Annotated in this window: 18 protein-coding genes; 4 read left to right on the top strand and 14 right to left on the bottom strand. The window is 61.0% G+C overall.

Annotation, left to right across the window (positions count from 1 at the left end; genetic code table 11):
* Positions 1–28: 28 nt before the first annotated feature.
* From ACI2KA_RS06525 to ACI2KA_RS06505, 5 genes are read right to left on the bottom strand one after another with little or no spacing between them, the layout of a single operon-like run.
* On the bottom strand, positions 29–1036 hold the full coding sequence (locus tag ACI2KA_RS06525; protein ID WP_404500327.1) for a branched-chain amino acid ABC transporter permease: 1008 nt from the start codon (positions 1034–1036) through the stop codon (positions 29–31).
* A gap of 1 nt (position 1037) precedes the next feature.
* Entirely contained in the window at positions 1038–1925 is an 888-nt protein-coding gene (locus ACI2KA_RS06520) for a branched-chain amino acid ABC transporter permease (protein ID WP_404500325.1), read from the bottom strand.
* A 2-nt stretch (positions 1926–1927) separates the two neighbouring features.
* Entirely contained in the window at positions 1928–2629 is a 702-nt protein-coding gene (locus tag ACI2KA_RS06515; RefSeq protein WP_404500323.1) for an ABC transporter ATP-binding protein, read from the bottom strand.
* Position 2630: 1 nt separating this feature from the next.
* Positions 2631–3437: an ABC transporter ATP-binding protein gene (locus ACI2KA_RS06510; RefSeq protein ID WP_404500321.1), complete on the bottom strand. Its 807-nt coding sequence runs from the start codon at positions 3435–3437 to the stop codon at positions 2631–2633.
* A gap of 24 nt (positions 3438–3461) precedes the next feature.
* On the bottom strand, positions 3462–4670 hold the full coding sequence (locus ACI2KA_RS06505; RefSeq protein ID WP_404500319.1) for an ABC transporter substrate-binding protein: 1209 nt from the start codon (positions 4668–4670) through the stop codon (positions 3462–3464).
* 233 nt (positions 4671–4903) lie between these two features.
* Here ACI2KA_RS06505 and ACI2KA_RS06500 point away from each other — a divergent pair, with 233 nt between their 5' ends.
* Positions 4904–5821 (top strand): LysR family transcriptional regulator, encoded by a 918-nt coding sequence (locus ACI2KA_RS06500; protein ID WP_404500317.1) that lies wholly within the window; start codon positions 4904–4906, stop codon positions 5819–5821.
* 137 nt (positions 5822–5958) lie between these two features.
* Positions 5959–6981, top strand: a complete 1023-nt coding sequence (locus ACI2KA_RS06495; protein ID WP_404500315.1) for an LLM class flavin-dependent oxidoreductase — start codon at positions 5959–5961, stop codon at positions 6979–6981.
* 204 nt (positions 6982–7185) lie between these two features.
* Here the strand turns inward: ACI2KA_RS06495 and ACI2KA_RS06490 are convergent, their stop codons facing one another.
* Complete coding sequence (locus tag ACI2KA_RS06490; RefSeq protein ID WP_404500313.1) at positions 7186–8304, bottom strand: mandelate racemase/muconate lactonizing enzyme family protein; 1119 nt, start codon at positions 8302–8304, stop codon at positions 7186–7188.
* A 282-nt stretch (positions 8305–8586) separates the two neighbouring features.
* On the opposite strand from ACI2KA_RS06490, the gene ACI2KA_RS06485 reads away from it, so the two are divergent.
* Positions 8587–9261 carry a GntR family transcriptional regulator gene (locus tag ACI2KA_RS06485; RefSeq protein WP_404500311.1) on the top strand — a complete coding sequence of 225 codons (675 nt, stop codon included), beginning with the start codon at positions 8587–8589 and terminating at the stop codon, positions 9259–9261.
* A gap of 107 nt (positions 9262–9368) precedes the next feature.
* Positions 9369–10838, top strand: a complete 1470-nt coding sequence (locus ACI2KA_RS06480; protein WP_404500309.1) for a mannitol dehydrogenase family protein — start codon at positions 9369–9371, stop codon at positions 10836–10838.
* Positions 10839–10889: 51 nt separating this feature from the next.
* On the opposite strand, the gene ACI2KA_RS06475 is transcribed toward ACI2KA_RS06480, so the two are convergent.
* The 8 genes from ACI2KA_RS06475 to ACI2KA_RS06440 all read right to left on the bottom strand — a co-directional run bounded on the left by ACI2KA_RS06475 (position 10890) and on the right by ACI2KA_RS06440 (position 19378).
* Entirely contained in the window at positions 10890–11735 is an 846-nt protein-coding gene (locus ACI2KA_RS06475) for a dipeptide ABC transporter ATP-binding protein (RefSeq protein ID WP_404500307.1), read from the bottom strand.
* Complete coding sequence (locus ACI2KA_RS06470; protein ID WP_404500305.1) at positions 11732–12571, bottom strand: ABC transporter ATP-binding protein; 840 nt, start codon at positions 12569–12571, stop codon at positions 11732–11734. Before ACI2KA_RS06470 ends, ACI2KA_RS06475 begins: the two co-directional genes overlap by 4 nt.
* A gap of 3 nt (positions 12572–12574) precedes the next feature.
* Positions 12575–13489 carry an ABC transporter permease subunit gene (locus ACI2KA_RS06465; RefSeq protein ID WP_404500303.1) on the bottom strand — a complete coding sequence of 305 codons (915 nt, stop codon included), beginning with the start codon at positions 13487–13489 and terminating at the stop codon, positions 12575–12577.
* Positions 13486–14493, bottom strand: a complete 1008-nt coding sequence (locus ACI2KA_RS06460; protein WP_404500301.1) for an ABC transporter permease subunit — start codon at positions 14491–14493, stop codon at positions 13486–13488. Before ACI2KA_RS06460 ends, ACI2KA_RS06465 begins: the two co-directional genes overlap by 4 nt.
* 61 nt (positions 14494–14554) lie before the next feature.
* Positions 14555–16159, bottom strand: a complete 1605-nt coding sequence (locus ACI2KA_RS06455; protein WP_404500299.1) for an ABC transporter substrate-binding protein — start codon at positions 16157–16159, stop codon at positions 14555–14557.
* A gap of 117 nt (positions 16160–16276) precedes the next feature.
* Positions 16277–17464 (bottom strand): M24 family metallopeptidase, encoded by a 1188-nt coding sequence (locus ACI2KA_RS06450; RefSeq protein ID WP_404500297.1) that lies wholly within the window; start codon positions 17462–17464, stop codon positions 16277–16279.
* A 553-nt stretch (positions 17465–18017) separates the two neighbouring features.
* Entirely contained in the window at positions 18018–18767 is a 750-nt protein-coding gene (locus tag ACI2KA_RS06445; RefSeq protein WP_404500295.1) for an SDR family oxidoreductase, read from the bottom strand.
* Positions 18764–19378, bottom strand: coding sequence for a nucleoside 2-deoxyribosyltransferase (locus tag ACI2KA_RS06440; protein WP_404500294.1), 615 nt, complete (start codon positions 19376–19378; stop codon positions 18764–18766). The genes ACI2KA_RS06445 and ACI2KA_RS06440 overlap by 4 nt, the downstream gene beginning before the upstream one ends.
* Between the last annotated feature and the right edge of the window lie 19 nt (positions 19379–19397).

Raw genomic sequence — 19397 nt, 5'->3', positions numbered from 1 at the left:
GAGGCCTTGTCTGTGTTTTCAAAAATCCCTAGCCGCGGTGCTGGAAGCCGAGTTTTCTCCCGAGCCGCGACGCGTAAAATTCGCCGATCAGACCACGCCGGAACACCAGGACACAGGCCATGAAGACAAGGCCGGTGATGATGGTGACCGGGAAATCCGACGTCGCGAGATAGTTCTGCAAGGTGACGACGAGACCCGCGCCAAAGATCGGACCGATCATGGTGCCGATGCCGCCGAGTAGCGTCATCAGGATAACCTCGCCGGACATCTGCCAGGTCACATCCGTCAGCGTCGCGAACTGGAAGACCAGCGCCTTCAGACCGCCCGCAAGACCGGCCAGCGCCGCCGACATGACGAAGGCGCCGAGCTTGTAGCGCTGCACGCTGTAGCCCAGCGAAATGGCGCGCTGCTCGTTTTCGCGGATGGATTTCAGGATCATGCCGAAGGGCGAGTTGACGAAACGCCAGATGACCAGAAGCGCCAGCACGAAGGCGGCCAGAACCGTGTAATAGATGTTGAGCGGCGCATTGAGGTCGAGGATGCCGAAGAGATGGCCGCGCGGCACGCCCTGCAGGCCGTCTTCACCATGGGTAAACGGCGCCTGAAGGCAGAAGAAATAAAACATCTGCGACAGCGCCAGCGTGATCATGGCGAAATAGATGCCCTGGCGGCGAATGGCGACAAAACCGATGACAAGCCCGAGAAGGGCAGCACCCGCCATGCCGATCACAAGACCGATCTCCGGCGTCACGCCCCATTCTTTCACCGAATAGGCGGTGAAATAGGCGGCGCCGCCGAAAAACGCCGCATGGCCGAAGGACAGCAGGCCCGTGTAACCGATCAGCAGGTTGAAGGCGCAGGCAAACAGCGCAAAACACAGGAGCTTCATCAGAAAGATCGGATAGATAAACATCGGCGCGGCGATGAGCACGGCAAGCCCCGCCAGAATGAGGACGGTCTTGATGGTTCCGGCGGTCGTCGAAACCTCCGTCTGCGGCATCGCTCCGGCGGTGGGGCTATGGGTGGCTTTGGACATATCAGGCGTCCTTTCCGAAAAGTCCGGCGGGGCGGATGAGCAGCACAAAGGCCATGATGACGAAGATGACGATGTTGGAGGCCTCCGGGTAGAACACCTTGGTCAGGCCTTCGGCGATGCCGAGCATGTAACCGGTGACGATGGCCCCCATGATCGACCCCATGCCGCCGACGACGACCACGGCAAAGACGACGATGATGAGATTGGTGCCCATCAAGGGCGAGACCTGATAGATCGGTGCCGCCAGCACGCCGGTGAACCCCGCAAGGCCGGCCCCCAGGGCATAGGTCAGCGTCAGCAGTACCGGCACGTTGATGCCGAAGGCCTGCACCAGCGTCGGGTTCTCCGTCGCAGCCCGCAGATAGGAGCCGAGCCGTGTCTTTTCGATCAACGCCCAGGTGGCGATACAGGCGACCAGCGAAATGACCACGACGAAGGCGCGGTAGTTCGGCAGAAACATGAAACCGAGATTGGTGCCGCCGGCAAGTTCGCGCGGCACCGAATAAGGCTGGCCGGCAGCGCCGTAAAGCCAGCGGAACGTGCCTTCCACCACCAGCGCCAGGCCGAAGGTGAATAGCAGCCCGTAAAGCGGATCGAGATCATAAAGCCGCGACAGCAGGAAGCGTTCGACGATCGCGCCGAACAAAGCGACGACGAGCGGCGTCACCACCAGCGCCATCCAGAAATTGATGCCGAAATATTGCAGGCCGAGGAAAGCGACGAAAGCGCCGAGCATATATTGCGCGCCATGGGCAAAATTGATGACGCGCAGCAGGCCGAAAATGACGGCGAGGCCGAGCGACAGCAGGGCATAAAACGAACCGTTGATGAGGCCGATCAGCAATTGCCCGAGGAGCGCCTGGATTGGAACGCCGAAGATCATCGTCATTTTTAAACCCCCAGCACCCTGTTGAGTTCACCCATGCGGGCGGAAAGCTCGCTGACCGGAAAATCCCCGACCATCTGGCCGTGATCCATCAGGTAGAAACGATCGGCGATGCGGCTCGCAAACCGGAAATTCTGCTCGACCAGAACCACGGTCATGCCGCGGCTCTTCAGCTTCTGCAGCACCTCGCCGATGCGCTGCACGATAACCGGGGCAAGTCCCTCCGTCGGCTCGTCAAGCAAGAGCACCTTCACGCCGGTGCGCAGGATGCGCGCCATGGCGAGCATCTGCTGCTCGCCGCCGGAAAGCTTGGTGCCGGGGCTGGTGCGGCGTTCGTAAAGATTGGGAAACAGCTCGTAGATTTCATCGAGCGTCATGCCGCCCGATGCGACCACCGGCGGCAGCTTCAGGTTTTCCTCGACGCTCAGGGTTGCGAAGATGCCGCGCTCTTCCGGCACGAAACCGATGCCGTATTTCGCCGTGCGATGCAGCGGCACCGGCATCAGGTCCTTGCCGCCGAGCTTGATCACGCCCTTGCGGTTGCGAATGATGCCCATGATGGTGCGTAGCGTCGTGGTCTTGCCCACGCCGTTGCGGCCGAGAATGGTGATGGTTTCGCCTTCGCCGACCGTCAGATCGACGCCATGCAGCGCCTGGCTTTCGCCGTACCAGGATTTCAGGTTGGAGACTTCGAGCATTGCCGCCATGTCAAGCCTCCTCCGTGCCCATATAGGCCGTGCGCACGCGCGGATCGGCGGAAACGGCGGCATAATCGCCCTCCGCCAGAATTTCACCGCGCTGCAGCACCGTGACATGATGGCAGATATCGGCCACGACCTTCAGATTATGTTCGACCATCAGCACCGCGCGTGTTTTTGCCACCTCGCGGATAAGTTCGGCGACACGAGAAACGTCTTCGCCGCCCATGCCGGCCATCGGTTCGTCCAGCAGCAGCACCTTCGGATCGAGCGCCAGCGTGGTGGCGATTTCGAGAACCCGCTTGCGGCCGTAAGACAGATCGGCCGCAAGCGCATGTTTTTCCCTTGTCAGGCCGACCATGGCGATCAACTCCTCGGCGCGGACGTTCAGCCTGTCGAGCGAGGAGAGCGGCAGCCAGAACTGCGTTGCAAGGCTGTTCGGCCGCTGCAACGCCACCCGCACGTTTTCCAGAACCGTCAGATGCGGAAATACCGCCGATATCTGGAAAGACCTGACGAGGCCGAGACGCGCCACCTTGTCCGGCGGCGTCCTTGTTATGTCCGTTCCCATGAAGGTGATCGCTCCGCCCGTCGGCTGGAGAAACTTGGTCAACAGATTAAAGACCGTGGTCTTGCCGGCGCCGTTCGGACCGATCAGCGCATGCACGCGGGCATGATGCACGTCGAGATCGACGTTTTTCACGGCCGCGAATGCGCCAAAGGTTTTTGTCAGACCACGCGCCGAAAGAACGACGCGTGGTTTGGCCTGCCCGGCATGGGGTTCGGCCTGCCCGGCGGGGGCGGAAGCGATCGTCATGAAACTTTCCCCTCTGTCAGTCTTTTATTGGGTCACCAGCGGGCAACCGCTTTTTGCGGGGTCCATGAAGGCTTCCTTGCCGGGGATGGTGGCGAGCACCTTGTAATAATCCCACGGCTGCTTGCTCTCGTCCGGCTTCTTCACTTCCATCAGATACATGTCGTGGATCATGCGGCCATTGGCGGCCACATGGCCGTCCTTGGCGAAGACGTCATTGACGGGCATCTCCTTCATCGCCTTGGCGACGGCATCGGCATCGTCCGTGCCGGCCTTTTCGATGGCCTTCAGATAATGCAGCACGGCGGAATAGGTGCCGGCATGCACCATGTTCGGCATGGCGCCGGTGCGTTCCTTGAAACGTTCACCGAATTTGCGCGATTCATCGTCGCGATCCCAGTAGAAACCTTCCGTCAGCGTCAGGCCCTGCGCCGCTTCGAGACCGAGGCCGTGGACTTCGGCAAGCGTGAAAAGAAGCGCGGCAAGCCGCTGGCCGCCGGCGACGATGCCGAATTCGGCTGCCTGCTTGATGGCGTTGGAGGTGTCGAGACCGGCATTGGCAAGGCCGATGACCTTCGCGCCAGAGGACTGCGCCTGCAGCAGGAAGGAAGAATAATCCGTCGTCGCCAGCGGGTGGCGCACGGAACCCAGCACGGTGCCGCCATTGGCCTTCACGAAATTGGCGGTGTTTTCTTCGAGCGAATAACCGAAGGCATAGTCGGCGGTGAGGAAGAACCAGCTGTCGCCGCCCTGCTTGACGAGTGCGCCGCCGGTGCCGACCGCCAGCGAATAGGTGTCATAGGCCCAGTGGAAACCATAGGGGCTGCACTGCTTGCCGGTCAGTTCGGTGGTGGCAGCACCCGTGTTGATGGTGATCTTTTTCTTGTCCTTCGACAGCGCCTGCACGGCAAGACCCACCGACGACGAAGTCAGTTCCATGATCGAATCGACCTGTTCGGTGTCGTACCATTGCCGGGCGATGTTGGCGGCCACATCCGCCTTGTTCTGGTGGTCGGCGGTCACCACTTCCACCGGCGCGTCCAGCACCTTGCCGCCGAAATCCTCGACCGCCATCTTCGCGGCTTCATAAGAGTATTTGCCGCCGAAATTGGCGTAGACGCCCGATTGGTCGTTCAGGATACCGATCTTGACCTTGCCGTCCGAAATCTCGGCGGCATAAGCGGCGGTGCCGGCGGCAAGCGCCATGGCCGTGGATAAAACGATACTCTTGCGCATGACTTCTCCTCCCAGAGATGGATTGCGAGCCTCAGATTGTCTGTGCAAGGGTGAATGAAACCACATTGCGGCCTTCCGCATCCTTGCAGCGGAACGGTCACGCCGCCCTCCTCAAAGCGGCGCATCCTGAGCCTAGACTTCTCGAATTCGGCCGTTGACACAAGAGCCGGGCATCATCAAATTGCGAACAGGAACTGTTCATTTTTGAACAGAACTCGTGATCGGAGACGCAGATGGCCACGCCTTTTACCTGGGACGACCTGCAATATTTCCTGGCCGTGGCCCGCACCGGGCAGCTTTCTTCCGCAGCCAGAAGCCTGCGCACCAGCCACGCAACCGTCTCCCGCCATATCGACCGGCTGGAATTTTCCCTGAAAACCAAGCTGTTCGAGCGCAATCCGCGCGGTTACGAGCTGACGACGGTTGGACGGCGGCTGGTCGACACCGTCGAGCGCATAGAGGCGGAAGCCGAAAGGTTGCAATCGGATATTTCCGAAAGCGGCAGCCTGCTGCGCGGCGTGGTGCGGCTGAGCGCGCCGGAAGGTTTTTCCAATTTTTTCTTCGTCGAAAGGCTGAAGGACTTCGCCATAACCCATCCCCACATCATGGTGGAGATGGTGACGATCCAGCAGATCATGGCGCTGTCCCGCAAGGAGGCGGATGTGGCGGTGACGCTCGATCCGCCGAAGGCCGGTCCCTACATCAACGAACAGATCATCGATTACACGCTGCATATCTATGCCTCACGCTCCTATCTCGCCGGGCGGCCGAAGATCACACGGCGCGAGGACCTGCTCGACCATTTCTTCATCGGTTACGTGCAGGACCTGATCTTTTCGCCGGGCCTCGATTATATGCGCGACGTGCTGCCCGGCCTCAGGCCCAATTTCCAGTCATCGAGCATTTTTGCGCAGCTCACCGCCACGCTGAGCGGCCGTGGCCTGTGCATCTTGCCGAACTTCATCGCGGCGCGCTTTCCGGACCTGCAGATGGTGCTTGGCGGCGAGGTGGAATTGCGGCGCGGTTACTGGCTGACCAGCCACCACGATCTCGCCAACGTGCCGCGTGTGCGCTCGCTGATGGATTTCATCCTGACGACGGCACGCGCCCACGAAAATCTCTTCATCCTCGACCGCCGCACGATCGCCTGAAACGGCCATCGTTCACATTTCGGCGACACCGTGTCTACGGGCCGGCCGGTTGGAGGACATGCGCCCCTGCCTATATGACTGACAACAACGAAGCCGGTTTGTGAAAGCCGGCATCCTCCGACATCTGGAAGGTCATCATGAAAAAGATCGGATTTCTATCCTTCGGCCACTGGACGCCCTCACCCCAGTCGCAGACACGCTCGGCGGCAGACACGCTGCTGCAATCGATCGACCTCGCCGTCGCCGCTGAAGAACTCGGCGCCGATGGCGCTTATTTCCGCGTGCACCATTTCGCCCGCCAGCTTGCCTCGCCCTTTCCGCTTCTGGCCGCCGTCGGCGCCCGCACGAAAAACATCGAGATCGGCACCGGCGTCATCGACATGCGTTATGAAAACCCGTTCTATATGGCTGAAGACGCCGGTTCGGCCGACCTCATCGCCGGCGGACGCCTGCAGCTCGGCATCAGCCGCGGCTCGCCGGAACAGGTGATCGATGGCTGGCGTTATTTCGGTTACCGCCCGGCCGAGGGTCAGAGCGAAGAAGACATGGCGCGCCAGCATACCGAGGTCTTCCTCGAACTTCTGAAGGGCGACGGTTTCGCTGAGCCGAACCCGAGGCCGATGTTCCCGAACCCGCCCGGCCTTTTGCGGCTGGAGCCGCATTCCGAAGGGCTGCGTGAGCGCATCTGGTGGGGTTCGAGCTCCAATGCAACAGCGGTGTGGGCGGCAAAGCTCGGTATGAACCTGCAAAGCTCCACCCTGAAGACGGATGAGACCGGCGAGCCTTTCCATGTCCAGCAGGCGCAGCAGATTCGCACCTTCCGGGAAGCCTGGAAGGAGGCTGGTCATGCCCGTGAGCCGCGTGTATCGGTCAGCCGCAGCATCTTCGCCCTCGTCAGCGACCGTGACCGGGCCTATTTCGGTTACGGCAATGAAGGCGACGACAAGATCGGTTATATCGACGACAAGACGCGCGCGATCTTCGGGCGCAGCTATGCCGCCGAGCCTGAAGCGCTGATCGAACAGCTGAAGGCCGATGAAGCGATCGCCGAGGCCGACACGCTGCTCCTGACCGTGCCGAACCAGCTGGGCGTCGACTACAACGCCCATGTGATCGAGACGATCCTGAAGCAGGTGGCGCCGGCTCTCGGCTGGCGCTAAATTTGGAAAATTGCATCATCCACACTCCGTCACCCCGGACTTGATCCGGGGTCCAGAGCGATCAAGTCTTTGATCGCGAAGGACTCTTTTCACGGCGCAGACGCGCCGTGGCTGGATGCCGGATCATCCTCGGACTTGTTCCGGGGACCGGCATGACGGAGGACGGGCTTTCCCTCCCTTAAAATCCGGGCTGTATACCGCTGCTCATTTTACCGCCTTGCCATAACGGGCGAAGCTTTCCGCCAGCGGCGTGGTGCTGGTACCGGGGTGTTCCGGGCGTTTGTAAACGCCGTCCTGCACATGGATCGGCTCTTCGAAATGATCCTTGATCCACGGAATATATTCGAGAATGGTCGAAGCCGGATGCCAGTAGCTCAGATGCACATGCACCTGGCTCATCTCACCCGCATGCGGCACCACCGGCAGGCGATGGGCGAGTGCGAGATCAGCCACCTGAATATATTCGGTGATGCCGCCAAGCCGCGTCACGTCCGGCTGGACATAAGCGACCGCGCCGGCATCGATGAAGGAGCGGAACGCATCCACCGTATAAAGCTGCTCGCCCAGTGCAATGGGAATGGATGTGCTGCGCGCCAGCCGGGCGTGGCTGGTGACGTCATCGTACCACAGCGGTTCCTCGAACCAGTAGATGTCCAGATCTTTCGCCGCCGCACAGAAGCGCTGGCATATCGGCAGGTCCCACTTGCCATTGCCGTCAATGGCGATGCGGATGGCGGAGCCGACGCGCTTGCGAACAGCGGCAAGCCGGGCAATGTCGATATTCGGATCATCATGACCGACCTTGAGCTTCAGGCGGGTAAAACCATCCTCCTCCACGGCCTTTGCACTGCCCGCGAGCAAATCCTCCAGCTTGAAGGAAAGCCAGCCGATGTCGGTATTATAGGCTTCCACCACCGCCGTGCGCGCACCGCCAAGATAGTGCCAGAGCGGAACGCCCGCCTTTTTCGCCTTCAAATCCCAGAGCGCCACATCGATCGCGGCCAGCGCCAGATGCGTGATGCCGGCCCGGCCGACCCATTGCAGCGAGGGGTAACGGGCGAGTTTCGTCCAGAGCCTTGAATGCTCCGACGCATCCTCGCCCAGCAGCAGGGGCGCATAACAATCGCTGATGCAGGATGTGATCAACCGGTCGGACGGCAGATGCGCGTGGGTGCCGGTGAAACCATAACCCTCAATGCCGTCACTCGTCGTGATTTTTGCCCCGACGACGCCCCAATGGGTGATGCTGTGGGTGGAGTCGGAAATCGACTCCGAGGTCAGTGGCAGATGCAGGATGAAAGGTTCGACAGCGGTAATTTTCATGATCGGTCATTCCTCGATGCTTGAACGGCTTGCGGGGAGGAAAGGCGGAAATCCCTTTTCTGGCCGGCGCTTCGCCGATTGGCGGATGGAGCCGCGTCATTCTCCCGCACCCAACGACTGCGGGACTTGAACCGTCAGGGGATTGCCGAACTGCCCTCCTCCGGCAACCGGCTTCCGATGGTAGATAGAGCTAACGGAAAAACGGGCTTTGTAAAATAAAAAATTTTTTATTTTTAATATTTGGTCATTGCCCGCTTCTGCAAGCTAGGCAATGATGCGGCTATGAACACACTCGTCAAAGTCACGCTCGCCGAACAGGCGCACCGGGAACTGCGCGCGCGCATCGTCAGCGGCAGATTGCGCGGCGGCGAACGCCTGCTGCCGAACGAGCTTGCCGCCGATCTCGGCATCAGCCCCACCCCGGTCAAGGAAGCCTGCCTGAAACTCGAGGCCGATGGGCTGGTGATCAACTCCTCCAGGCGCGGCATGGTGGTGCGCGATTTCACCGTGGAGGATGTGGAAGAACTCTACGCAGCCAGAATGCTGCTCGAAAAAGGCGCGGTGGAAGTGGCCTTCGATGCCGGGCACCTGGATGGGGCGCTGCATGCGCAACTGCTGGAAAGCCTTGCCAAACATCGCGAATTCGCCAAAGGCCCGACGCTCGACGAATTGTCGAAAGCGCTTTTTCATGATCGCAGCTTTCACACGACACTGGTTTCGGCGGCCCGCATTCCGGTCATTTCCGGCTCGCATGAGCGGATTCTCGACCAGACCCACACGGTTTTCGTCTCGATCCTCGGCGATTACGCCCGTTCGGTGGAAGAGCACCAGAATATTGCCGACGCCATCGCCGCCGGCAGCAAGGCCCAGATCGTCGATGCTCTGTGGCGGCATCTCGAGCGCAGCCGGCAGAACACGCTGCGTCAGGTGCGGCTGCTCAAAGAGGCAGGCGCCTGATCCATTCTAACAACAAGGGGAGGAACTGACATGCGCAAGAACCCGAGCGCCGTAATTCCGGCGGCGCGAACCACGACTGGCGCGTTCGGGACGGGGATTTCGCATCGATGACAGACCGGCTTTCCACTGCCGCCCTTCCCCGCCTGCCGCAACCCGTTGCAAGGCCCGCCTATGACCGCCATACCGTAACGCCCGGCATCGTGCATCTCGGCGTCGGGGCCTTTCACCGGGCGCATCAGGCGGTTTTCATCGACGATTGCCTTAACCGCGGTGAAACGCAATGGGGCATCGTCGCCGCATCGCTGCGCAGCCCGGAGACGCGCGACGCCATCGAACCGCAGGACAATCTCTACACATTCTGCCTGCGCGACGGAAAGGGCGAGCGCCTGCGCATCATCGGCTCCATATTGGAAACCATCGTCGCACCCGAAAATCCCGAACGGCTGGTGGACAGGATGTCCGATCCGCGCATCCTCATCGTCACCCTCACCGTGACGGAGAAGGGTTACCTTACCAATCTCACCTCCCGCAGCCTGCTGCGCGATCATCCCGACATCGTCCACGATCTAGAAAATCCGGACCGGCCGCGCTCCATCTTCGGCTTCATTGTCGCCGCCACACGGCGCAGGCGCAAGGAAGGCGCCCTGCCGCTGACGCTCCTTTCCTGCGACAACCTGCCCGCCAACGGACAGGTGCTGCGAAAGCTGCTGCTGGAATTCGCCGCACTTGCCGATCAGGAACTGGCCGCGTTCATCGCAACCAATATTGCCTGCCCCTGCTCCATGGTGGACAGGATCGTTCCCGCCACCACCGACGCGGACCGGGATGCGATATCGGCAGCGCTTGGGGTGCGCGATGCCTGGCCCGTGGTGGCGGAGCCCTATTTCCGTTTCGTCATCGAGGACAATTTTCCGCATGGAAGACCCGCGCTTGAACGGTCGGGCGTGGAGTTCGTCGGCAACGTCGAGCCCTATGAACATATGAAGCTCAGAATGCTGAACGGCTCCCACAGCGCCATCGCCGCCATAGGCCAGATCGCCGGCCTTGCGACGGTTGCCGATGCATGGGGCGAAAAAACCGTGCGCGATTTCATCGATGCCTATTGGCGCGACGTCGGCCGGACGCTCGACGCCGCCGTCAACGGCGCGGAATTCGCAGCCGGCCTGCGCGAGCGTTTCGCCAATCCCTCGCTGCAGCACAAGACCATGCAGATCGCCTCCGACGCCTCGCAGAAAGTGCCGCTGCGCATTCTTGGTCCATTGCGCGAATTGCTGGCGGAGGGGGCGGAAAGCGGAGCGGTCATTTTCGCCGTCGCCCTGTGGATCAGATCCTGCGCGAACACGGATGAGAAGGGGCAGCCGATCACCATCCTCGATCCCGCTTTCCACGAGTGGGATGCACCGGACCAGCTGGCGATGGCGCCGGATGCCGTGGTTGACCGCTTTCTCACCTTCGGGCGCACATTCGGCGATGATCTGCCAGACGACGAAAGCTTCGTTGCCCGTCTGAAGGACGCCTATCGCGAAATCCGGGAACAAGGTGCGCTTGCCGCCATCGACCTGTTTTTGAAGTCCTGAAAAACAAACAGGCCGGAAAACCGGCCTGTTTTCAACGTCAATGCTCCGCCCTCAGGCAGTAGCGGCCAGCCGCGCCGCCTTGCGCCGCTCCACGCGGGCGCGGATGGCATCGACATCCGTGATCGGTGTCGCGGCAAAGAGCTGGCGCGTATAGGGATGCTTGGGATCGGCGAAGAGTTCCTCGCGCGTGCCCTGCTCGACCGCCACACCCTTGGAAATGACCATCACATCGTCGGCGATGTAACGGACAACCGAGAGATCGTGGCTGACAAAGACATAGGTGAGCTCGAATTCTTCCTGAAGGTCGGCGAGAAGGTTCAGCACCTGCGCCTGCACCGAAAGATCGAGCGCGGAAACCGGTTCGTCCAGCACCAGCAGCGCCGGGTTCAGCATCAACGCGCGGGCAATGGCGATACGCTGGCGCTGGCCGCCGGAGAACATGTGCGGATAGCGGTTGAAATGTTCAGGACCAAGGCCGACCTTCACCAGCATGGCTTCGGCCCGTTCGCGGCGTTCGGAGGCCGATATTTTCGTGTTGATGACCAGCGGTTCCATCAGCACGTCGCCCACCTTCTGGCGCGGATTGAGGCTGCCATAGGGGTTCTGGAACACCATCTGCACCTTGGAGCGCATCTGCGTGTCCGGACGCCGCCTGGCGATATCGACCGGCTGGCCCTCGATCTTCAACTCGCCGCCGGATGCTGGATCGATCAGCGCGATGATGCGGGCCAGCGTCGACTTGCCCGAGCCGGATTCGCCAACGATGGCAAGCGTCTTGCCGCGCTCGACGGCAAAATCGATGCCCTTCAGGGCCTGAACGGTCTTGGCGCCGCCGAACAGGCCGCCCGGAACGTGATAGTGGCGGGTGATGCCCTTGCCTTCGACAACAATGCTCATTGAACGCCCTCCTTGCCGAAGAAATCGGAAACCGTGGGCAGACGGTCGCCGGTGGCGTTTTCCGGCAGGGCCGAAAGCAATGCCTTGGTATAGGGGTGCTGCGGGGCTTCGAAGAGGCTCAGGACATCCGCCTCCTCCATCTTGCGGCCCTTATATTGCACCACGACGCGGTCTGCGGTTTCCGCCACCACGCCCATGTCATGGGTGATGAGGATCAACGCCATGCCGTATTCCTCCTGCAGGTTCATCAGGAGATCGAGGATCTGCTTCTGGATCGTGACATCGAGTGCGGTGGTCGGCTCGTCGGCGATCAACAGGCGCGGCTTGGAGGCGATCGCAATCGCGATCATCACACGCTGACACTGGCCGCCCGACATCTGATGCGGATAGGCCTTGAGCTTGGCTTCCGGCTCCGGAATGCCGACCGCGCGGAACAGTTCCAGCGCCCGCGCCCGGGCGGCGGCGGCGCTCATGCCGAGATTGAGGCGCAGCACCTCCTCGATCTGGAACCCGACCGTGAAGGACGGGTTGAGCGAGGCGACCGGCTCCTGGAAGATCATGGTGATCTCGCGGCCGATCACCCTGCGGCGCTCCTGCGGCGACATGGTCAAAAGGTTCTTGCCGTCGAAGGTCATCTCGTCGGCGGTGATCGTCGCCGTATCGGGCAGAAGCCCCATGACGGCAAGCATCGATACCGACTTGCCGGAACCGGACTCACCGACGATGGCCAGCACCTCATGCTTGTCGACGGAGACATCGATGCCGTTGACGGCAATGAAGGCGCCGGTGGCGGTGGCGAATTTGACCGTAAGGTTCTTGATTTTCAGCAGGCTCATCGCTCAGCTCCGCTTCAGTTTGGGATCGAGCGCATCGCGCAGGCCGTCGCCCATGAGGTTGATGGCAAGCACCGAAATCAGGATCGTCAGGCCGGGAAGGGTCACCACCCACCAGGCGCGCAGGATGAATTCCCGCGCTTCGGCCAGCATCGTGCCCCATTCGGAGGCAGGCGGCTGCGCGCCCATGCCAAGGAAGCCGAGGGCGGCGGCATCGAGAACCGCAGACGAAAAGGACAAGGTCGCCTGGACGATCAGCGGCGCAAGGCAGTTCGGCAGGATGGTCTTGAACATCAGCCGGAGATTGCCGGCCCCCGCCACACGGGCGGCGGTGACATATTCACGCCTGAGTTCGCTCATCACGGCAGCGCGTGTGAGACGCGCAAAATGCGGCTGATAGACGATAGCGATGGCGATCATGGCATTGGTGAGGCCCGGCCCAAGCACGGCGACCAGCACCAGCGCCAGAAGCAAAGACGGAAACGCCAGAATGACGTCCATCACGCGCATGATGACGGTATCCACCCAGCCGCCGAAAAAGCCGGCGACGAGACCGATGACGATGCCGCCGACAAGCGCGATGGAAACGACGACGACGCCGATGAACAGCGAATATTGCGCGCCGTAGATCAGGCGGGACAGCATGTCACGGCCCACCGCATCGGTGCCGAAGAAGAAGCCGGCGCGGCCGCCCTCCTGCCAGACCGGCGGGACGAGCAGCGCATCGCGATATTGCTGTGTCGGATCATGCGGCGCGATCAGCGGCGCGAAAACGGCCACCAGCACAAGCAGGATGAAGACGGCAAGGCCGATGACGGCGCCTCTGTTCTGGCGGAAATAGAACCAGAAATCGGCGAGCATCCGGCGGCGGATGGCGGCGTCGGAAAGGCGGACGCCGGGGGTGGTGGTCACATCGCTCATTTGTGACGGATCCTCGGATTGATGAGGCCATAGGTCAGATCGACGAGCAGGTTGACGATCATCACCAGACCCGCGATCAGGAGCAGGCCGCTCTGCACGACCGGGTAGTCGCGGCGCGAGATGGAATCGATCATCCACTTGCCGATGCCCGGCCAGGAAAAGATGGTTTCGGTCAGGATGGCGCCCGCCATCAGCACGCCGATTTGCAGGCCGATGGTGGTGATGACCGGGATCATGGCGTTGCGCAGCGCATGCACGCCGACGACGCGGGACGGCGACATGCCTTTTGCCCGTGCCGTGCGCACGTAATCTTCACCCAGAACCTCCAGCATGGCAGAGCGCGTCTGGCGCGCAATGACGGCGAGCGGAATGGTGGCCAGCACCACCGAGGGCAGGATGAGATGCGACAGGGCCGAGGCGAAAGCACCCTTCTGTCCCGAAATCAGGCTGTCGATCAGCATGAAGCCGGTGACGGAGGGGAAGAAATACATCAGCGAGATGCGTCCCGACACCGGCGTCCATTGCAGGATGCCGGAAAACATGATGATCAGCAGCAGGCCCCACCAGAAGATCGGCATGGAGAAGCCGACAAGGGCGGTCGTCATGGAAATCTGGTCGAACCAGGAGCCACGACGGATGGCGGCGATGACGCCGACCGGCACGCCGACCAATGTTGCGATGACGATGGCGACAAGACCAAGCTCGACCGTCGCGGGAAACAGCGACAGGAACTCGGTGAGGACGGGTTTCTTGGTGACCAGCGAATTGCCAAGATCGCCCTGAAGCAGCCGTCCGAGGAAATGAAGATATTGCTGCCAGATGGGCTGGCTGAAGCCGAGCTGTTCGGCAAGCTGCGCATGCCGCTCGGGCGAAATACCACGCTCGCCCGCCATCAGGAGCACGGGATCGCCCGGCAGGACGCGCACGAAGGCGAAGGCGACGAAGGTAATCCCGAGAAATGTCGGAACGAGGTAGAGAAGTTTGCCGAGAATGAACCGGATCATGGTTTTTTCCTGAAAAGACGCGCGGAAGAACAGGGTCCTTCCGCGCGTCCGTTGTTTGGGATTATTCCGCGATGTCGACGTTTTCGAAGGTGAAGTCACCAAGCGGGCTCATGGTGAAGCCGGAAACCTTGGCGGACATCGGAACGAACTGCGTGGAATGCGCAAGCGTCGCCCACGGAGCCTGTTCCTTGAAGATCACCTGCGCCTGTTCGTAGAGCTTGGTGCGCTCGGCAACATCCGTCGCCTGCTTCGCCTTGGAAATCAGGTCGGAGAACTCCTTGTTGCACCATTGCGCACGGTTCGTGCCGCCTTCGCCGGCAGAGGCGCAGGAAAGCAGAACGCCCAGGAAGTTGTCCGGGTCGCCATTGTCGCCGGTCCAGCCGAGGATGACGGCGCCGTCGCGCTTCACTTCGGTCGACTTCTTGAGATATTCACCCCATTCATAGGAGACGATCTCGGCCTTGACGCCGACCTTGGCGAAATCCGCCTGGATCAGCTCGGCCGTGCGGCGTGCATTCGGCATATAGGGACGCTGAACCGGCATCGCCCAGATCTTCATCGTCAGATCCTTGACGCCAGCGGCTTCGAGAGCCTTCTTGGCCGCTTCCGGATCGTAAGGATCGTCCTTGATGCTGTCGTTATAGGACCACATGGTCGGCGGGATCGGGTTTTTGGCAACCTGGCCGGCGCCCTGGAACACGGCGTCGATGATCGCCTGCTTGTTCATCGCCATGTTCAGCGCCTTGCGCACTTCCGGCTTGTCGAAAGGTGCAACGGTGGTGTTGTAGGCGAAGTAGGCGACGTTCAGACCCGACTGCTCGTCGAGCTTGAGGTTGGAATCGGCGCGGATGGCGGCAAGATCAGCCGGTGCCGGGTAAGGCATCAGATGGCATTCGCCGGCCTTCAGCTTCTGCAGGCGCACGGCGGCGTCCGGCGTGATTGCGAAGATCAGGTCGTCGATCTTCGGTGCTTCACCCCAGTAGTCGGCGTTCTTCTGGTAGCGGATGACCGCGTCCTTCTGATAGGCGACGAACTTGAACGGACCGGTGCCGATCGGCAGGTTGTTGAAGTCTTCCTTGGTGCCGGCCTTATCCAGCGTATCGGCATATTCCTTCGATACGATCGATGCGAAAGGCATGGCGATGTTGGCGAGGAACGGCGCTTCCGGACGCGTCAGCACGAACTTGACGGTATAATCGTCGACCTTGACGATTTCCTTGATCAGCGACGGCATTTCCATGGAGTTGTAATATTCGTAGGTGATGCCTGCGATATACTGGTTCCACGGGTTCTTCGCGTCGCCCTGGCGGTTGTAGCTGAAGATCACGTCGTCGGCATTGAAGTCACGGCTCGGCGTGAACTTCTCGTTGGAATGCCACTTCACGCCCTTGCGCAGATGGAAGGTGTATTCGAGGCCATCGCTCGAAACATCCCATTTTTCCGCAAGACCCGGCTCGACCTCGGTCGTGCCCTTCTTGAACTCGGTCAGACGGTTATAGACCGGATGCGCGGAAGCGTCGAAGGTGCCGCCGGCGGTATAGGGCGACGGATCGAAGCCTTCCGGCGATGCCTCGGAGCAATAAACGAAGGTCTTCGCCATGGCGGGCACGGCGGAAGTGATCGCAAGCGCAGAGGCGATAAGCAAACTGCGGGTCAGCGTTTTCATCTGGTGGTCCTTTCCCTCTTTTTCTGAGTTCCTGCGGCCCCGTCCGGGGGCCTACCTCTTCTGGTCAGCGGCGACACGCAACCGGCGTCGCCGTTCGGTCCTTTGCCTCCCGACCAATTACCCGGCGACCGGCTGGAACAGCCGGTCGAGGTTCGTTTCCGGCGGGCAGAACCAGCGCGGTCCTGCCTCCGTCATATAGACTATATCCTCAAGACGAACGCCGCATTCCCCATAAATGCACAGCATCGGCTCGATGGAAAAGCACATGCCGGGCGCAAGCGCCGTGGCATTTCCTGCAACGATATAGGGTTCTTCGTGAATATCCAGCCCAAGCCCGTGGCCGGTGCGGTGCGGCAGGCCTGGAAGCTGATAATCCGGGCCGAAACCGGCCGCCGTCAGGCTGTCGCGGGCGGCCTTGTCCACATCGGAACAAGCCGCGCCGACACGGGCCGCGGCAAAGGCCGCAGCCTGGGCGTCGCGCTCGGCGTTCCAGAGAAAACGCTGCCGTTCCGTCGGCGTGCCGAAGACATAGGTGCGGGTGATATCGGAACGATAGCCGTGAAGAATGCCGCCGAGATCGACCAGCACCATATCGCCGTCGTTCAGCGTCTGCGCATGGGGCACGCCATGCGGATAGGCCGTCGCCTCACCGAACTGCACCGCCACGAAAAGTGGCTTCAGGCCAAGGGCAATATGGGCGGCGTTGACGAAATCGGCGACTTCCGTGGTGGAAATGCCCGGACGCAACCCTTCGAACACGGCCTTCTGCACGCCGTAGCTCGCATCCATTGCCGTCTGGATAAGGGCGATCTCGGCCGCGGATTTGACCTGCCGCTGGGCGACAATCATCGGCTGGGCGGAGATGATGCGGCCTTCCAGGCGCTGCATGAGTGCCGATGCGAAGACAAAGGGCGTGGCGGGATCGATGGCGACAAGATGGCCGGGACAGGCCAGCGCCTCGATGCGCCGTGCCATCAGATCGAAGGGGCTTTCATCCTCTTCCCATACGGCGACTTCACCCGGGATACGGATCAGGGTCTGGAGTTTCGGCTCTTCAAAGGTCGGGCTGACATAAACCGGCGCACCCTCGGCCGGCACCAGGGCGCCATGAATGCGCTCCGACAGGCCAAGCGACAGGCCGGTATAATAGGTCAGCGACGATGATGCATCGAGCCAGACCGCCTTGATGTTTTGCTGGATCATCCGCGCCTGAAGGCCGCGCAGCCGCAACCGGAATTCGTTTTCAGCGATCGATGAAACCGCGATCGGCTGAAACCGCTTCAGCGCCTCTTGAAACTCTGCCATTCTCTCCCCGCCGCTTTCGGGCACACAGGCACAATGTGCCGGCAACCTCCCAAGCGTTCTTTTGCCCATGCTTAAACACAGGCCGGGGGCTAAGCAATGGGCCAGCGCCGCCCGCCGCCACAAAACTGTGCATATTTATCTAGACATAACGAAATCGTGATCGACACGCTTCCGATTTCCGCACTCATTGCCTTGACGGGAAAATTTGAAATCCCCCGGAAATCCACGGGGGAAGGATCGGAGACACAGCCGGCGCGGATCCGCGCCTTTTGAAAAAGGCCGACGAAAAACAGCGGAAAAGAAGCCCTGAAAAGGAAAAAGCCTGCCGCGGGAGGAGGTGCGGCAGGCTTCAAACTTGATCGGCGACTGGGAGGAGGAGTGTCACCGATCCACATCGAGCGACGCTGGGAGGAGGAGTGCGTCGCTTCGATGATTTGAATATAGTGACATCAGCGATTTTTAACAGAGCAAGTCTCGCAATGCAGCATTGCATTTCTGCATAGCTCGAAAATTCCTGCTTGGTTTTTCAGCACTCCCCTGAAACCGTTGAAAATCAGCTTTCCCGATGGACCTGAAAACCGGCAAAGGACTGGTTGACCGGCATGAGTTCGAGACTGTTGATGTTGATATGCCTGGGCTGCGAGGCGACCCAATAGATGGTGTTGGCAATGTCATCGGCGGTGATCGGATTGACCCCCTTGTAAAGATTGTCCGACGCATCCTGGTTGCCGCCGGTGCGCACCAGCGTGAATTCCGTCTCGCACATGCCGGGTTCGATCGAGGTCACCCGCACACCCTTGCCATGCAGGTCGGAGCGAAGGCCGAGCGAAAATTGCCGCAGGAAGGCTTTCGTCCCGCCATAGACATTGCCGCCGGTATAGGGCCAGTGCGCGGCAACCGACGAAAGGTTGACGACGATGCCCCTGCGCTCGATCAGCGTCGGCAGAATGAGGTGGGTGATGTTCAGCAGGCCGGTGATGTTGGTGTTCACCATGGTCTGCCAGTCTTTGAGCGGCACCTGCGGCGCGGGCGCGGTGCCAAGCGCCAGGCCGGCATTGTTGACGAGAATGTCGATATCCCGGAAAGCTTCCGGCAAAGCGGAAAGCGCCGTTTCCGTCGCATGTTCGTCCGTGATATCGAAGGCGGCGCCGTGGAAGGCCGAACCCAGTTCAGCCGCAAGCGCCGCAAGCCGCTCCGCCCGCCGGCCGGTGCCGATGACCTTCCAGCCCTCCTTGACGAAACGCCGCGCCGTGGCCTGTCCGAAACCGGACGTCGCGCCGGTGATGAGGATGGTTCCGCTCATGATGATGCCTCCGCTAAATTCGTTCTTTCAGTTGCGATCGGTGTCAGTAATTTTTCAGCCGCAGCCGCGAGACAGCGTCTATAGGCGTCGAGATCCGTATAAAGGGCCTCTTCAGGCGCGTTGCCGACAATGACGACGCCGCCGCGCCGCAGGATGCCGCCATGCAGCATGAGATTGTCGACCATGTCGAAATTCTCGATCGACAAGCCGTCCGGCCCGCGATAACGGCCCGTCTCGTCGATGGCGGCAACGCCGCCGTAATGGCCCATGATGCGGGTGAAATGATTGGCGGCGACATTGGTATAGGCGAAAACCGGCTTGCCCAGCGCGCACATGAAGCCCAGCTCATAGCTTGTTCCGGTATCGGCGGCGATGCCGCGAAACGGGGTCAAATTGGCGATCACCGCATCCGCTTCCAGCATCATTCGCTCATCGACTTCATTGATGTTGCAGCCATGGCCGATCCGGGTGTCCGCCGGCGGAATTTGCAGATCGCCCGGCGAAAGCGGCGTAAAACCGGCCTGCCGCGCCAGCGAGGCCTTGAGGTCGAGCATTTCCCGCGCATTCGGGAGGAAAACTTCCGGGCCGGCGAGATAGATTTTCTTTGTCATCGGGAATTCATGCAATCTG

It is taken from the genome of Agrobacterium sp. NPDC089420 (genome assembly GCF_044900305.1).
GTDB lineage: Bacteria > Pseudomonadota > Alphaproteobacteria > Rhizobiales > Rhizobiaceae > Agrobacterium.
Note: the sequence above shows the minus strand (reverse complement) of the source record. Positions and strands in the feature narration are given on the sequence as shown.

Bases quoted from the DNA above. Each gene is read 5' to 3' on its own strand.
- ACI2KA_RS06450 (WP_404500297.1), bottom strand. From the start codon at position 17,464: ATGGCAGAGTTTCAAGAGGCGCTGAAGCGGTTTCAGCCGATCGCGGTT.
- ACI2KA_RS06495 (WP_404500315.1), top strand. From the start codon at position 5,959: ATGAAAAAGATCGGATTTCTATCCTTCGGCCACTGGACGCCCTCACCC.
- ACI2KA_RS06480 (WP_404500309.1), top strand. From the start codon at position 9,369: ATGACAGACCGGCTTTCCACTGCCGCCCTTCCCCGCCTGCCGCAACCC.
- ACI2KA_RS06525 (WP_404500327.1), bottom strand. From the start codon at position 1,036: ATGTCCAAAGCCACCCATAGCCCCACCGCCGGAGCGATGCCGCAGACG.
- ACI2KA_RS06520 (WP_404500325.1), bottom strand. From the start codon at position 1,925: ATGACGATGATCTTCGGCGTTCCAATCCAGGCGCTCCTCGGGCAATTG.
- ACI2KA_RS06460 (WP_404500301.1), bottom strand. From the start codon at position 14,493: ATGATCCGGTTCATTCTCGGCAAACTTCTCTACCTCGTTCCGACATTT.
- ACI2KA_RS06455 (WP_404500299.1), bottom strand. From the start codon at position 16,159: ATGAAAACGCTGACCCGCAGTTTGCTTATCGCCTCTGCGCTTGCGATC.
- ACI2KA_RS06500 (WP_404500317.1), top strand. From the start codon at position 4,904: ATGGCCACGCCTTTTACCTGGGACGACCTGCAATATTTCCTGGCCGTG.
- ACI2KA_RS06440 (WP_404500294.1), bottom strand. From the start codon at position 19,378: ATGACAAAGAAAATCTATCTCGCCGGCCCGGAAGTTTTCCTCCCGAAT.
- ACI2KA_RS06475 (WP_404500307.1), bottom strand. From the start codon at position 11,735: ATGAGCATTGTTGTCGAAGGCAAGGGCATCACCCGCCACTATCACGTT.
- ACI2KA_RS06465 (WP_404500303.1), bottom strand. From the start codon at position 13,489: ATGAGCGATGTGACCACCACCCCCGGCGTCCGCCTTTCCGACGCCGCC.
- ACI2KA_RS06515 (WP_404500323.1), bottom strand. From the start codon at position 2,629: ATGGCGGCAATGCTCGAAGTCTCCAACCTGAAATCCTGGTACGGCGAA.
- ACI2KA_RS06445 (WP_404500295.1), bottom strand. From the start codon at position 18,767: ATGAGCGGAACCATCCTCATCACCGGCGCGACGTCCGGTTTCGGACAG.
- ACI2KA_RS06505 (WP_404500319.1), bottom strand. From the start codon at position 4,670: ATGCGCAAGAGTATCGTTTTATCCACGGCCATGGCGCTTGCCGCCGGC.
- ACI2KA_RS06510 (WP_404500321.1), bottom strand. From the start codon at position 3,437: ATGACGATCGCTTCCGCCCCCGCCGGGCAGGCCGAACCCCATGCCGGG.
- ACI2KA_RS06470 (WP_404500305.1), bottom strand. From the start codon at position 12,571: ATGAGCCTGCTGAAAATCAAGAACCTTACGGTCAAATTCGCCACCGCC.
- ACI2KA_RS06485 (WP_404500311.1), top strand. From the start codon at position 8,587: ATGAACACACTCGTCAAAGTCACGCTCGCCGAACAGGCGCACCGGGAA.
- ACI2KA_RS06490 (WP_404500313.1), bottom strand. From the start codon at position 8,304: ATGAAAATTACCGCTGTCGAACCTTTCATCCTGCATCTGCCACTGACC.